The 16254-nt window shown below is 53.1% G+C and carries 4 protein-coding genes and 1 tRNA gene; 2 read left to right on the top strand and 3 right to left on the bottom strand.

Features of this window, described 5'->3' with window-relative positions; all coding sequences use genetic code 11:
* Positions 1 to 41 precede the first annotated feature (41 nt).
* Positions 42 to 13058, bottom strand: a complete 13017-nt coding sequence (locus tag BLS62_RS13405) for an Ig-like domain-containing protein (RefSeq protein WP_093181550.1) — start codon at positions 13056 to 13058, stop codon at positions 42 to 44.
* Positions 13055 to 13843, bottom strand: coding sequence for a hypothetical protein (locus BLS62_RS13400; RefSeq protein WP_093181548.1), 789 nt, complete (start codon positions 13841 to 13843; stop codon positions 13055 to 13057). The genes BLS62_RS13405 and BLS62_RS13400 overlap by 4 nt, the downstream gene beginning before the upstream one ends.
* A gap of 359 nt (positions 13844 to 14202) precedes the next feature.
* Here BLS62_RS13400 and BLS62_RS32575 point away from each other — a divergent pair, with 359 nt between their 5' ends.
* On the top strand, positions 14203 to 14334 hold the full coding sequence (locus tag BLS62_RS32575; protein ID WP_280141820.1) for a hypothetical protein: 132 nt from the start codon (positions 14203 to 14205) through the stop codon (positions 14332 to 14334).
* Positions 14335 to 15126: 792 nt separating this feature from the next.
* Here the strand turns inward: BLS62_RS32575 and BLS62_RS13390 are convergent.
* Positions 15127 to 15200 (bottom strand) — tRNA-Cys (locus tag BLS62_RS13390).
* 300 nt (positions 15201 to 15500) lie between these two features.
* Here BLS62_RS13390 and BLS62_RS13385 point away from each other — a divergent pair.
* On the top strand, positions 15501 to 16163 hold the full coding sequence (locus BLS62_RS13385; RefSeq protein WP_208991167.1) for a protein-L-isoaspartate O-methyltransferase family protein: 663 nt from the start codon (positions 15501 to 15503) through the stop codon (positions 16161 to 16163).
* Positions 16164 to 16254 lie beyond the last annotated feature (91 nt).

Below are 16254 nucleotides of genomic sequence, written 5' to 3'. Positions count from 1 at the left end.
GCCTCACCAGAGCGTCAGTGGTTGCTGTTAGAACGCAGGGTTCAGACTTGCCCGGATGAGGGCGCCGTGAAGGTGACTGTCTCATTTGGAACCGGATTGTTGCCGCTGTCTCGGACGGTGACAACAAGTGGATTTGCAAAGGCGGTTGAGATCACTGCATCTTGAGGAGACCCAGAGTCGGCCGTGATTGAGGCTGCGGCCCCGACGCTATTTGTCAGAGGGAAATCAGCTGTTGTTGCAACACCGCCAACACTGGCTACCACTGTGTAAGCGCCGACTGTGCTGTTTGCTGTGACGCTCAAACTGATCTGACCGGCAGCGTCGGTGGTTTCTGTTTGAACGTCAGGGTCCAGACTTGCATTGGTTGAGGGCGCCGTGAAGGTGACTGTCTCATTTGGAACCGGATTGTTGCCGCTGTCTCGGACGGTGACAACAAGTGGATTTGAAAAGGCGGTTGAGATCACTGCGTCTTGAGGAGACCCAGAGTCGGCCGTGATTGAGGCTGCGGCCCCGACGCTATTTGTCAGAGGGAAATCAGCTGTTGTTGCAACACCGCCAACACTGGCTACCACTGTGTAAGCGCCGACTGTGCTGTTTGCTGTGACGCTCAAACTGATCTGACCGGCAGCGTCTGTGGTTTCTGTTTGAACGTCAGGGTCCAGACTTGCATTGGTTGAGGGCGCCGTGAAGGTGACTGTCTCATTTGGAACCGGATTGTTGCCGCTGTCTCGGACGGTGACAACAAGTGGATTTGCAAAGGCGGTTGAGATCACTGCGTCTTGAGGAGACCCAGAGTCGGCCGTGATTGAGGCTGCGGCCCCGACGCTATTTGTCAGAGGGAAATCAGCTGTTGTTGCAACACCGCCAACACTGGCTACCACTGTGTAAGCGCCGACTGTGCTGTTTGCTGTGACGCTCAAACTGATCTGACCGGCAGCGTCGGTGGTTTCTGTTTGAACGTCAGGGTCCAGACTTGCATTGGTTGAGGGCGCCGTGAAGGTGACTGTCTCATTTGGAACCGGATTGTTGCCGCTGTCCAGGACGGTGACAACAAGTGGATTTGAAAAGGCGGTTGAGATCACTGCGTCTTGAGGCGACCCAGAGTCGGCCGTGATTGAGGCTGCGGCCCCGACGCTATTTGTCAGAGGGAAATCAGCTGTTGTTGCAACACCGCCAACACTGGCTACCACTGTGTAAGCGCCGACTGTGCTGTTTGCTGTGACGCTCAAACTGATCTGACCGGCAGCGTCTGTGGTTTCTGTTTGAACGTCAGGGTCCAGACTTGCATTGGTTGAGGGCGCCGTGAAGGTGACTGTCTCATTTGGAACCGGATTGTTGCCGCTGTCTCGGACGGTGACAACAAGTGGATTTGTAAAGGCGGTTGAGATCACTGCGTCTTGAGGAGACCCAGAGTCGGCCGTGATTGAGGCTGCGGCCCCGACGCTATTTGTCAGAGGGAAATCAGCTGTTGTTGCAACACCGCCAACACTGGCTACCACTGTGTAAGCGCCGACTGTGCTGTTTGCTGTGACGCTCAAACTGATCTGACCGGCAGCGTCGGTGGTTTCTGTTTGAACGTCAGGGTCCAGACTTGCATTGGTTGAGGGCGCCGTGAAGGTGACTGTCTCATTTGGAACCGGATTGTTGCCGCTGTCTCGGACGGTGACAACAAGTGGATTTGTAAAGGCGGTTGAGATCACTGCGTCTTGAGGAGACCCAGAGTCGGCCGTGATTGAGGCTGCGGCCCCGACGCTATTTGTCAGAGGGAAATCAGCTGTTGTTGCAACACCGCCAATACTGGCTACCACTGTGTAAGCGCCGACTGTGCTGTTTGCTGTGACGCTCAAACTGATCTGACCGGCAGCGTCGGTGGTTTCTGTTTGAACGTCAGGGTCCAGACTTGCATTGGTTGAGGGCGCCGTGAAGGTGACTGTCTCATTTGGAACCGGATTGTTGCCGCTGTCTCGGACGGTGACAACAAGTGGATTTGTAAAGGCGGTTGAGATCACTGCGTCTTGAGGCGACCCAGAGTCGGCCGTGATTGAGGCTGCGGCCCCGACGCTATTTGTCAGAGGGAAATCAGCTGTTGTTGCAACACCGCCAACACTGGCTACCACTGTGTAAGCGCCGACTGTGCTGTTTGCTGTGACGCTCAAACTGATCTGACCGGCAGCGTCGGTGGTTTCTGTTTGAACGTCAGGGTCCAGACTTGCATTGGTTGAGGGCGCCGTGAAGGTGACTGTCTCATTTGGAACCGGATTGTTGCCGCTGTCTCGGACGGTGACAACAAGTGGATTTGAAAAGGCGGTTGAGATCACTGCGTCTTGAGGAGACCCAGAGTCGGCCGTGATTGAGGCTGCGGCCCCGACGCTATTTGTCAGAGGGAAATCAGCTGTTGTTGCAACACCGCCAACACTGGCTACCACTGTGTAAGCGCCGACTGTGCTGTTTGCTGTGACGCTCAAACTGATCTGACCGGCAGCGTCGGTGGTTTCTGTTTGAACGTCAGGGTCCAGACTTGCATTGGTTGAGGGCGCCGTGAAGGTGACTGTCTCATTTGGAACCGGATTGTTGCCGCTGTCTCGGACGGTGACAACAAGTGGATTTGTAAAGGCGGTTGAGATCACTGCGTCTTGAGGAGACCCAGAGTCGGCCGTGATTGAGGCTGCGGCCCCGACGCTATTTGTCAGAGGGAAATCAGCTGTTGTTGCAACACCGCCAACACTGGCTACCACTGTGTAAGCGCCGACTGTGCTGTTTGCTGTGACGCTCAAACTGATCTGACCGGCAGCGTCTGTGGTTGCTGTTTGAACGTCAGGGTCCAGACTTGCATTGGTTGAGGGCGCCGTGAAGGTGACTGTCTCATTTGGAACCGGATTGTTGCCGCTGTCCAGGACGGTGACAACAAGTGGATTTGCAAAGGCGGTTGAGATCACTGCGTCTTGAGGAGACCCAGAGTCGGCCGTGATTGAGGCTGCGGCCCCGACGCTATTTGTCAGAGGGAAATCAGCTGTTGTTGCAACACCGCCAACACTGGCTACCACTGTGTAAGCGCCGACTGTGCTGTTTGCTGTGACGCTCAAACTGATCTGACCGGCAGCGTCTGTGGTTTCTGTTTGAACGTCAGGGTCCAGACTTGCATTGGTTGAGGGCGCCGTGAAGGTGACTGTCTCATTTGGAACCGGATTGTTGCCGCTGTCTCGGACGGTGACAACAAGTGGATTTGTAAAGGCGGTTGAGATCACTGCGTCTTGAGGCGACCCAGAGTCGGCCGTGATTGAGGCTGCGGCCCCGACGCTATTTGTCAGAGGGAAATCAGCTGTTGTTGCAACACCGCCAACACTGGCTACCACTGTGTAAGCGCCGACTGTGCTGTTTGCTGTGACGCTCAAACTGATCTGACCGGCAGCGTCGGTGGTTTCTGTTTGAACGTCAGGGTCCAGACTTGCATTGGTTGAGGGCGCCGTGAAGGTGACTGTCTCATTTGGAACCGGATTGTTGCCGCTGTCCAGGACGGTGACAACAAGTGGATTTGAAAAGGCGGTTGAGATCACTGCGTCTTGAGGCGACCCAGAGTCGGCCGTGATTGAGGCTGCGGCCCCGACGCTATTTGTCAGAGGGAAATCAGCTGTTGTTGCAACACCGCCAACACTGGCTACCACTGTGTAAGCGCCGACTGTGCTGTTTGCTGTGACGCTCAAACTGATCTGACCGGCAGCGTCGGTGGTTTCTGTTTGAACGTCAGGGTCCAGACTTGCATTGGTTGAGGGCGCCGTGAAGGTGACTGTCTCATTTGGAACCGGATTGTTGCCGCTGTCTCGGACGGTGACAACAAGTGGATTTGTAAAGGCGGTTGAGATCACTGCGTCTTGAGGAGACCCAGAGTCGGCCGTGATTGAGGCTGCGGCCCCGACGCTATTTGTCAGAGGGAAATCAGCTGTTGTTGCAACACCGCCAACACTGGCTACCACTGTGTAAGCGCCGACTGTGCTGTTTGCTGTGACGCTCAAACTGATCTGACCGGCAGCGTCGGTGGTTTCTGTTTGAACGTCAGGGTCCAGACTTGCATTGGTTGAGGGCGCCGTGAAGGTGACTGTCTCATTTGGAACCGGATTGTTGCCGCTGTCTCGGACGGTGACAACAAGTGGATTTGTAAAGGCGGTTGAGATCACTGCGTCTTGAGGAGACCCAGAGTCGGCCGTGATTGAGGCTGCGGCCCCGACGCTATTTGTCAGAGGGAAATCAGCTGTTGTTGCAACACCGCCAACACTGGCTACCACTGTGTAAGCGCCGACTGTGCTGTTTGCTGTGACGCTCAAACTGATCTGACCGGCAGCGTCGGTGGTTTCTGTTTGAACGTCAGGGTCCAGACTTGCATTGGTTGAGGGCGCCGTGAAGGTGACTGTCTCATTTGGAACCGGATTGTTGCCGCTGTCTCGGACGGTGACAACAAGTGGATTTGTAAAGGCGGTTGAGATCACTGCGTCTTGAGGAGACCCAGAGTCGGCCGTGATTGAGGCTGCGGCCCCGACGCTATTTGTCAGAGGGAAATCAGCTGTTGTTGCAACACCGCCAACACTGGCTACCACTGTGTAAGCGCCGACTGTGCTGTTTGCTGTGACGCTCAAACTGATCTGACCGGCAGCGTCGGTGGTTTCTGTTTGAACGTCAGGGTCCAGACTTGCATTGGTTGAGGGCGCCGTGAAGGTGACTGTCTCATTTGGAACCGGATTGTTGCCGCTGTCTCGGACGGTGACAACAAGTGGATTTGAAAAGGCGGTTGAGATCACTGCGTCTTGAGGCGACCCAGAGTCGGCCGTGATTGAGGCTGCGGCCCCGACGCTATTTGTCAGAGGGAAATCAGCTGTTGTTGCAACACCGCCAACACTGGCTACCACTGTGTAAGCGCCGACTGTGCTGTTTGCTGTGACGCTCAAACTGATCTGACCGGCAGCGTCTGTGGTTTCTGTTTGAACGTCAGGGTCCAGACTTGCATTGGTTGAGGGCGCCGTGAAGGTGACTGTCTCATTTGGAACCGGATTGTTGCCGCTGTCTCGGACGGTGACAACAAGTGGATTTGAAAAGGCGGTTGAGATCACTGCGTCTTGAGGAGACCCAGAGTCGGCCGTGATTGAGGCTGCGGCCCCGACGCTATTTGTCAGAGGGAAATCAGCTGTTGTTGCAACACCGCCAACACTGGCTACCACTGTGTAAGCGCCGACTGTGCTGTTTGCTGTGACGCTCAAACTGATCTGACCGGCAGCGTCGGTGGTTTCTGTTTGAACGTCAGGGTCCAGACTTGCATTGGTTGAGGGCGCCGTGAAGGTGACTGTCTCATTTGGAACCGGATTGTTGCCGCTGTCTCGGACGGTGACAACAAGTGGATTTGTAAAGGCGGTTGAGATCACTGCGTCTTGAGGAGACCCAGAGTCGGCCGTGATTGAGGCTGCGGCCCCGACGCTATTTGTCAGAGGGAAATCAGCTGTTGTTGCAACACCGCCAACACTGGCTACCACTGTGTAAGCGCCGACTGTGCTGTTTGCTGTGACGCTCAAACTGATCTGACCGGCAGCGTCGGTGGTTTCTGTTTGAACGTCAGGGTCCAGACTTGCATTGGTTGAGGGCGCCGTGAAGGTGACTGTCTCATTTGGAACCGGATTGTTGCCGCTGTCTCGGACGGTGACAACAAGTGGATTTGTAAAGGCGGTTGAGATCACTGCGTCTTGAGGAGACCCAGAGTCGGCCGTGATTGAGGCTGCGGCCCCGACGCTATTTGTCAGAGGGAAATCAGCTGTTGTTGCAACACCGCCAACACTGGCTACCACTGTGTAAGCGCCGACTGTGCTGTTTGCTGTGACGTCTAAACTGGCCTCACCAGAGGCGTCAGTGGTTGCTGTTAGAACGGCAGGGTTCAGACTTGCCCCGGATGAGGGCGCCGTGAAGGTGACTGTCTCATTTGGAACCGGATTGTTGCCGCTGTCTCGGACGGTGACAACAAGTGGATTTGCAAAGGCGGTTGAGATCACTGCATCTTGAGGAGACCCAGAGTCGGCCGTGATTGAGGCTGCGGCCCCGACGCTATTTGTCAGAGGGAAATCAGCTGTTGTTGCAACACCGCCAACACTGGCTACCACTGTGTAAGCGCCGACTGTGCTGTTTGCTGTGACGCTCAAACTGATCTGACCGGCAGCGTCGGTGGTTTCTGTTTGAACGTCAGGGTCCAGACTTGCATTGGTTGAGGGCGCCGTGAAGGTGACTGTCTCATTTGGAACCGGATTGTTGCCGCTGTCTCGGACGGTGACAACAAGTGGATTTGAAAAGGCGGTTGAGATCACTGCGTCTTGAGGAGACCCAGAGTCGGCCGTGATTGAGGCTGCGGCCCCGACGCTATTTGTCAGAGGGAAATCAGCTGTTGTTGCAACACCGCCAACACTGGCTACCACTGTGTAAGCGCCGACTGTGCTGTTTGCTGTGACGTCTAAACTGGCCTCACCAGAGGCGTCAGTGGTTGCTGTTAGAACGGCAGGGTTCAGACTTGCCCCGGATGAGGGCGCCGTGAAGGTGACTGTCTCATTTGGAACCGGATTGTTGCCGCTGTCTCGGACGGTGACAACAAGTGGATTTGCAAAGGCGGTTGAGATCACTGCATCTTGAGGAGACCCAGAGTCGGCCGTGATTGAGGCTGCGGCCCCGACGCTATTTGTCAGAGGGAAATCAGCTGTTGTTGCAACACCGCCAACACTGGCTACCACTGTGTAAGCGCCGACTGTGCTGTTTGCTGTGACGCTCAAACTGATCTGACCGGCAGCGTCGGTGGTTTCTGTTTGAACGTCAGGGTCCAGACTTGCATTGGTTGAGGGCGCCGTGAAGGTGACTGTCTCATTTGGAACCGGATTGTTGCCGCTGTCTCGGACGGTGACAACAAGTGGATTTGAAAAGGCGGTTGAGATCACTGCGTCTTGAGGAGACCCAGAGTCGGCAGAGATTGTGGCTGCGGCCCCGACGGTATTTGTCAGAGAGAAATCAGCTGTTGTTGCACCACCGACAACACTGGCTTCCACTGTGTAAGCGCCGACTGTGCTGTTTGCTGTGACGATGAAACTGATCTGACCGGCAGCGTCGGTGGTTTCTGTTTGAACGTCAGAGCTCAGACTTGCCCCGTTTGAGGGCGCCGTGAAGGTGACAACCACATTTGGAACCGGATTTGTGCCGCTGTCCAGGACGGTGACAACAAGTGGATTTGCAAAGGCGGTTGAGATCACTGCGTCTTGAGGAGACCCAGAGTCGGCAGAGATTGTGGCTGCGGCCCCGACGGTATTTGTCAGAGAGAACTCAGCTGTTGTTGCACCACCGACAACACTGGCTTCCACTGTGTAAGCGCCGACTGTGCTGTTTGCTGTGACGATGAAACTGATCTGACCGGCAGCGTCGGTGGTTTCTGTTTGAACGTCAGAGCTCAGACTTGCCCCGTTTGAGGGCGCCGTGAAGGTGACAACCACATTTGGAACCGGATTTGTGCCGCTGTCCAGGACGGTGACAACAAGTGGATTTGCAAAGGCGGTTGAGATCACTGCGTCTTGAGGAGACCCAGAGTCGGCAGAGATTGTGGCTGCGGCCCCGACGGTATTTGTCAGAGAGAAATCAGCTGTTGTTGCACCACCGACAACACTGGCTTCCACTGTGTAAGCGCCGACTGTGCTGTTTGCTGTGACGATGAAACTGATCTGACCGGCAGCGTCGGTGGTTTCTGTTTGAACGTCAGAGCTCAGACTTGCCCCGTTTGAGGGCGCCGTGAAGGTGACAACCACATTTGGAACCGGATTTGTGCCGCTGTCCAGGACGGTGACAACAAGTGGATTTGCAAAGGCGGTTGAGATCACTGCGTCTTGAGGAGACCCAGAGTCGGCAGAGATTGTGGCTGCGGCCCCGACGGTATTTGTCAGAGAGAAATCAGCTGTTGTTGCACCACCGACAACACTGGCTTCCACTGTGTAAGCGCCGACTGTGCTGTTTGCTGTGACGATGAAACTGATCTGACCGGCAGCGTCGGTGGTTTCTGTTTGAACGTCAGAGCTCAGACTTGCCCCGTTTGAGGGCGCCGTGAAGGTGACAACCACATTTGGAACCGGATTGGTGCCGCTGTCCAGGACGGTGACAACAAGTGGATTTGTAAAGGCGGTTGAGATCACTGCGTCTTGAGGAGACCCAGAGTCGGCCGTGATTGAGGCTGCGGCCCCGACGCTATTTGTCAGAGGGAAATCAGCTGTTGTTGCAACACCGCCAACACTGGCTACCACTGTGTAAGCGCCGACTGTGCTGTTTGCTGTGACGTCTAAACTGGCCTCACCAGAGGCGTCAGTGGTTGCTGTTAGAACGGCAGGGTTCAGACTTGCCCCGGATGAGGGCGCCGTGAAGGTGACTGTCTCATTTGGAACCGGATTGTTGCCGCTGTCTCGGACGGTGACAACAAGTGGATTTGCAAAGGCGGTTGAGATCACTGCATCTTGAGGAGACCCAGAGTCGGCCGTGATTGAGGCTGCGGCCCCGACGCTATTTGTCAGAGGGAAATCAGCTGTTGTTGCAACACCGCCAACACTGGCTACCACTGTGTAAGCGCCGACTGTGCTGTTTGCTGTGACGCTCAAACTGATCTGACCGGCAGCGTCGGTGGTTTCTGTTTGAACGTCAGGGTCCAGACTTGCATTGGTTGAGGGCGCCGTGAAGGTGACTGTCTCATTTGGAACCGGATTGTTGCCGCTGTCTCGGACGGTGACAACAAGTGGATTTGCAAAGGCGGTTGAGATCACTGCGTCTTGAGGAGACCCAGAGTCGGCCGTGATTGAGGCTGCGGCCCCGACGCTATTTGTCAGAGGGAAATCAGCTGTTGTTGCAACACCGCCAACACTGGCTACCACTGTGTAAGCGCCGACTGTGCTGTTTGCTGTGACGTCTAAACTGGCCTCACCAGAGGCGTCAGTGGTTGCTGTTAGAACGGCAGGGTTCAGACTTGCCCCGGATGAGGGCGCCGTGAAGGTGACTGTCTCATTTGGAACCGGATTGTTGCCGCTGTCTCGGACGGTGACAACAAGTGGATTTGCAAAGGCGGTTGAGATCACTGCATCTTGAGGAGACCCAGAGTCGGCCGTGATTGAGGCTGCGGCCCCGACGCTATTTGTCAGAGGGAAATCAGCTGTTGTTGCAACACCGCCAACACTGGCTACCACTGTGTAAGCGCCGACTGTGCTGTTTGCTGTGACGCTCAAACTGATCTGACCGGCAGCGTCGGTGGTTTCTGTTTGAACGTCAGGGTCCAGACTTGCATTGGTTGAGGGCGCCGTGAAGGTGACTGTCTCATTTGGAACCGGATTGTTGCCGCTGTCTCGGACGGTGACAACAAGTGGATTTGAAAAGGCGGTTGAGATCACTGCGTCTTGAGGAGACCCAGAGTCGGCCGTGATTGAGGCTGCGGCCCCGACGCTATTTGTCAGAGGGAAATCAGCTGTTGTTGCAACACCGCCAACACTGGCTACCACTGTGTAAGCGCCGACTGTGCTGTTTGCTGTGACGCTCAAACTGATCTGACCGGCAGCGTCTGTGGTTTCTGTTTGAACGTCAGGGTCCAGACTTGCATTGGTTGAGGGCGCCGTGAAGGTGACTGTCTCATTTGGAACCGGATTGTTGCCGCTGTCTCGGACGGTGACAACAAGTGGATTTGCAAAGGCGGTTGAGATCACTGCGTCTTGAGGAGACCCAGAGTCGGCCGTGATTGAGGCTGCGGCCCCGACGCTATTTGTCAGAGGGAAATCAGCTGTTGTTGCAACACCGCCAACACTGGCTACCACTGTGTAAGCGCCGACTGTGCTGTTTGCTGTGACGCTCAAACTGATCTGACCGGCAGCGTCGGTGGTTTCTGTTTGAACGTCAGGGTCCAGACTTGCATTGGTTGAGGGCGCCGTGAAGGTGACTGTCTCATTTGGAACCGGATTGTTGCCGCTGTCCAGGACGGTGACAACAAGTGGATTTGAAAAGGCGGTTGAGATCACTGCGTCTTGAGGCGACCCAGAGTCGGCCGTGATTGAGGCTGCGGCCCCGACGCTATTTGTCAGAGGGAAATCAGCTGTTGTTGCAACACCGCCAACACTGGCTACCACTGTGTAAGCGCCGACTGTGCTGTTTGCTGTGACGCTCAAACTGATCTGACCGGCAGCGTCTGTGGTTTCTGTTTGAACGTCAGGGTCCAGACTTGCATTGGTTGAGGGCGCCGTGAAGGTGACTGTCTCATTTGGAACCGGATTGTTGCCGCTGTCTCGGACGGTGACAACAAGTGGATTTGTAAAGGCGGTTGAGATCACTGCGTCTTGAGGAGACCCAGAGTCGGCCGTGATTGAGGCTGCGGCCCCGACGCTATTTGTCAGAGGGAAATCAGCTGTTGTTGCAACACCGCCAACACTGGCTACCACTGTGTAAGCGCCGACTGTGCTGTTTGCTGTGACGCTCAAACTGATCTGACCGGCAGCGTCGGTGGTTTCTGTTTGAACGTCAGGGTCCAGACTTGCATTGGTTGAGGGCGCCGTGAAGGTGACTGTCTCATTTGGAACCGGATTGTTGCCGCTGTCTCGGACGGTGACAACAAGTGGATTTGTAAAGGCGGTTGAGATCACTGCGTCTTGAGGAGACCCAGAGTCGGCCGTGATTGAGGCTGCGGCCCCGACGCTATTTGTCAGAGGGAAATCAGCTGTTGTTGCAACACCGCCAATACTGGCTACCACTGTGTAAGCGCCGACTGTGCTGTTTGCTGTGACGCTCAAACTGATCTGACCGGCAGCGTCGGTGGTTTCTGTTTGAACGTCAGGGTCCAGACTTGCATTGGTTGAGGGCGCCGTGAAGGTGACTGTCTCATTTGGAACCGGATTGTTGCCGCTGTCTCGGACGGTGACAACAAGTGGATTTGTAAAGGCGGTTGAGATCACTGCGTCTTGAGGCGACCCAGAGTCGGCCGTGATTGAGGCTGCGGCCCCGACGCTATTTGTCAGAGGGAAATCAGCTGTTGTTGCAACACCGCCAACACTGGCTACCACTGTGTAAGCGCCGACTGTGCTGTTTGCTGTGACGCTCAAACTGATCTGACCGGCAGCGTCGGTGGTTTCTGTTTGAACGTCAGGGTCCAGACTTGCATTGGTTGAGGGCGCCGTGAAGGTGACTGTCTCATTTGGAACCGGATTGTTGCCGCTGTCTCGGACGGTGACAACAAGTGGATTTGAAAAGGCGGTTGAGATCACTGCGTCTTGAGGAGACCCAGAGTCGGCCGTGATTGAGGCTGCGGCCCCGACGCTATTTGTCAGAGGGAAATCAGCTGTTGTTGCAACACCGCCAACACTGGCTACCACTGTGTAAGCGCCGACTGTGCTGTTTGCTGTGACGCTCAAACTGATCTGACCGGCAGCGTCGGTGGTTTCTGTTTGAACGTCAGGGTCCAGACTTGCATTGGTTGAGGGCGCCGTGAAGGTGACTGTCTCATTTGGAACCGGATTGTTGCCGCTGTCTCGGACGGTGACAACAAGTGGATTTGTAAAGGCGGTTGAGATCACTGCGTCTTGAGGAGACCCAGAGTCGGCCGTGATTGAGGCTGCGGCCCCGACGCTATTTGTCAGAGGGAAATCAGCTGTTGTTGCAACACCGCCAACACTGGCTACCACTGTGTAAGCGCCGACTGTGCTGTTTGCTGTGACGTCTAAACTGGCCTCACCAGAGGCGTCAGTGGTTGCTGTTAGAACGGCAGGGTTCAGACTTGCCCCGGATGAGGGCGCCGTGAAGGTGACAATAACACTTGCAACCGGATTACCGCTACTGGATTGGACGGTGACAACAAGTGGATCTGTAAAGGCTGACGAGATCTCTGTCTCTTGAGTGCCCCCAGAGGAGACCGTGATTGAGGCTGCGGATCCATCATCAAACAACACCGTACTCGTGGCAGAGGCCGTATTGCCATTGCCAGCCACGTCCTGTCCCGCATCTGCGGGCACGGTAAGAGACAGATCGCCGCTGCCATCGGGGGTGATTTCCACCGTATAGGCGGCCGGACCACCGGTAATATTGGTGAGGGTGCCATTTGCGACGGTCAGATCCGTTGCCAGATCGTCAAAGCCGGTCACATTTTCTGAGAAGGTGACGGTCCCGGTGAATGGATTGGTGCTGTTCACATTGGCCGGAACACCCGACAAGGTGGCGCTCGGCGCAACAGCATCAAACAGCACAGTGCTGGTGGCAGAGGCAGTATTGCCATTGCCAGACCCGTCCAAGGCCGCATCTGCGGGTACAGTAAGAGACACATCGCCGCCACCGTCCGGGGTGATTTCCGCCGTATAGGCGGCCGGACCACCGGAAATACTGGTGAGGTCGCCATTGGCGACGGTCAGATCCGTGGTCAGATCGTCAAAGCCGGTCACATCTTCTGAAAAGGTGACGATCACGGTGAATGGATCGGTGTTCACTGCGGCCGGTAGACCCGACAAGGTGGCGCTCGGCGCATCAATAGTAATGGAAACATCATCAACATATCCGTCACTGCCAGCGCCCGAGTTCGTTGCGTCTGAATTAATGATACGAATTGAATCTGCATCACCTGCTAATGTAACATCATAATTTTCTACTCCAGATCCTCCATCTAGAACTGTGAAAACCCTAGTATCAACTATTGTGTCAGTTGGTGAACGAATTTCGATCGTAAATTCCTGTGTCGCTGCTGCTCCTCCGCTTTCACTAAGCAACAAAGAAATACTTATCTCAATACCGGAAACAATAGTATTCTGGAATGTTTGTTCTATGTAGTCACCAAAAACTGCTTCATTGGCACCATTAAATTGTATACGCCCGTTGACCAGTCTAGGACCTATAGTACCTGCAACATTTACTAAATCCCAGTTTGTGGAGCCATTGGAAAAATCACCATTTCTAATAATTTCTACCTGCTGAGCGGAAGCTGGAGCGGAAGCCGCGAACAAAACAAGGGAAACTAGCAAAAACCAATTAATTATATATTTTTTGAACAGAGCCTTCATTTAACAGCCTCCGCAAAAGTGAGGGTCTCAATGAACGGATCTGTGCTGTTTTGTGGTGCGGGAGCAGTAAAATACGTGACAGATGTCTGCCCTATGAACCCTGAAGTGGTAGAGCCATAAAGTGGCACTCGATCCAGCGCATATCCGAATTCGGTCGCGGTCGTTGCTATACCTTGTCTGGTACCTTGGGTATAAAAATAGTCAGGTCCAGTCTCTGCATTGTCATGGGTAGCAATATCTTCGTCTTTAGCAGCATGTATGGCATCCGTGCCGCTCGCCCCATTAGGCGGTATGCTGAGTGCCACATCTCCTAAGCCATTCGGAGAAATCGGTGCGCGATAAGAAACACGGCGCCCGGTTAAGGAAGGGACCGTGCCATTGGTGTCAGTAATGTCATCCACACTAAACCCGGTTACGCTTCGCGCTAAGGTAATGTTAGCGGCAAAAGAAGATAACCCCGTGGTGGCAGGTGCACCAATTATCTGGATATCCAGAGGACTGTCCGATATCTCAATCGGAACGTCCTTATAAATAGCAGTTGATGGCAAAAATTGGCGAAACTCACTGTCCAGCGAGATCTTTTTGGGCAGCGCATCTGGTGCGCATAGACTAGAATGTAGAGTTGTGTAGTCTGTTCCAACCAAAGCGACAACATCTGCTATGGTTGGAACCAGCCAAAGCCCCAAAAATATTACTGAAAAATCGGATAGTAGATCAAGAGTTGCGACGTTCTTACCGCACCCTTTAAACCAAGCATGCCATGCATTATACACAATTTGTGCCATTACTGCTCCAACATGTATCACTCAAGTACTTAACTAAACCACTGATGCTATATTGCTGGATAATGACTTGTAATTTTTCACAAATATTAAGTAGAATTGTCATTCGTAACTAAGCATGCACCAATGGAAACATTAATGTAGTATTAATTCACATTTCTGGGAAATTATAATCTAATATTGAGAGATATACTTATGGAGAGTTAGTTTATGTATTTTTACAGTTGTGCTAGGTGAATTTAGCTATTGAACTAGGCATTATATCAAGAACAAGAGATTCCTATGAGTAGACGACCTCGCGTAATAATAGCCCTGCTTTTAAGGCGAAAGTTGCGCTAGCTGCTATCCGTGGCGAGAAGACTTTGAGCGAATTGGCTCAGGAACTTGTGCTGAACAAGGATGATGTCCAGATGATGACCCGGCAACTCAAGGAAGCCGTTCACAACAAGTGCTTTAAGGCGTATTCCCGAAAGATTGGCGCGATTTTCGAATAGGAATACGCGTATAAACAAAAAGAGAAAACAGTTTGAGTGATCCAGATTAATGGCAAACTGCATTAAATCGGGAAAATTCACTCTTTGCAGTCCACGTTGCTGGTGCTCAGAACTGGGCCATACTCGCATCGGTCATCGAGATGTGCAAACTGTACGGTATAAATCCGCACGCCTATATGGGATGATACTCTGACCAAAATCGCCCAAGGTCACAACAAAACAAGCTTAAAGACCTTCTGCCTTGGAATTTTGACAATTCGTAAAGTCGAGGTGTTATTGAAACAGCGATTACGTTGATATCGTGTAATTATATTTGTGATTAGCGCTCGGAGAGAGCGGCAGCTGATCAACTATATCAGTTGCATCAACTGCGCATTCAGTCACTTCAGTCGTAGGCAGCTCCACTGCCATACACCCCATTGTAATGAAGTGTCGTGAGAACCTATGCCTCCCCACAAAATCAGACATTTGAAAACACAGATACTTGCATTGATTGACCGCTTGGTTTGCCAGCCGCCAGTCAATGACATTGCAAACTTTGTTTCTCAGTACAGTCGCGCCCAGAAGGCCCGATAATTCTCCGGCATAAATTTCGCAGGAGGACTTTATGAAAGTGGGGCAGAGACTATTTGCCGGGAAATATGGAAGAAAAATTGGCCCGTTATTCATGAATCAAGATAGCAGTGGAAAGAATAAATGGGGAACACATTTTGACCCACCTAATTATGCATGCTAATAAGTGGGTCAATTATCGTGGATTTCTTCAACGATTTCAATGGGGAAAAAGGGAAGTGGAGGCCTCTGCCGGAATCGAACCGGCGTGGACGGATTTGCAATCCGCTGCGTCACCACTCCGCCAAGAGGCCATCTCGCTGTGGTTGAACGGCTTTTCTGATATTTGGGGCTGTTAGTCAAGCTGGCAATTTTATTTCTGAGCTCACTCCTGTGTAAAACGCAGAATTCTATGGGGTTTACCTGATCGCCGGTAAGAGGGAAGCTGGCTTCTTACACACAGATACTTACAAAAATAGGTCTCATTTTCTCTCCAGAGTTCAATTTTGGCAAAACAACAGAGGGTACTGTTTAATTTTACGGATGTGGCCGCTTGTGTTTATCGGAGGACGGCGATATTTCTCAGCCAAAGAATCCTGCGAGAAGGTGAGGGCATAATGGTCGACTTCGCGGAACTAAGAACATTGATGGTCGATAATCAGCTGCGGACCAATGATATTACGGACCTGCGCATTATCGATGCCATGGGGATTGTGCCTCGCGAAAAATTTGTTCCTGAGAATTTGCAGGAATTGGCATACATTGATGAAGACGTTTCAGTAGATGAAAAAAGCGAGCGCAAAATGCTCAAGCCGCACATCTTTGGTCGTCTTGTTCAACTCGCTGCCATTACCAGTAAGGATGTTGTGCTGGTTGTTGGTGCAGCGTCTGGATATGGCGTTGCGGTTGCTTCGCATCTTGCTGAAGCTGTTGTTGGTCTTGAAGTGGATGTGGCGCTTTCAGAGGCTGCTTCTGCAATTCTCGAGCAACTGGGCATTGAAAACGCTGCTGTGATTGATGGCGACCTGACAAAAGGGTATGCGGCTGACGCTCCTTATGATGTTATCCTCGTCAATGGCTCTGTGGAAGAGCTGCCGATAACATTGTGTGATCAGCTGAAAGAAGAGGGCCGACTTGTGGTTGTGGAGGGCGCTGGTAATGCTGGTGTTGCAAAACTTTATACCAAAACAGGTGGCCATGTGAGTTCACGCTTTGCGTTTAATGCGCATGCGAGTGCACTGCCTGGTTTTGAAAAGCCCGAAGTTTTTGAATTCTAAGGTTAGCGAATAATTGGTTGCGTATTAGGCGGAGGGAAACCTTCGCCTTTTTCTTCAAACAAAACTGTGTGAGTAAAAAATCTAGATCTCG

The organism is Pseudovibrio sp. Tun.PSC04-5.I4 (assembly GCF_900104145.1).
Taxonomy (GTDB): Bacteria; Pseudomonadota; Alphaproteobacteria; order Rhizobiales; family Stappiaceae; genus Pseudovibrio.
This window is presented reverse-complemented; position numbering and strand designations above follow the sequence as displayed.

Bases quoted from the DNA above. Each gene is read 5' to 3' on its own strand.
- BLS62_RS13405 (WP_093181550.1), bottom strand. From the start codon at position 13,058: ATGAAGGCTCTGTTCAAAAAATATATAATTAATTGGTTTTTGCTAGTT.
- BLS62_RS13400 (WP_093181548.1), bottom strand. From the start codon at position 13,843: ATGGCACAAATTGTGTATAATGCATGGCATGCTTGGTTTAAAGGGTGC.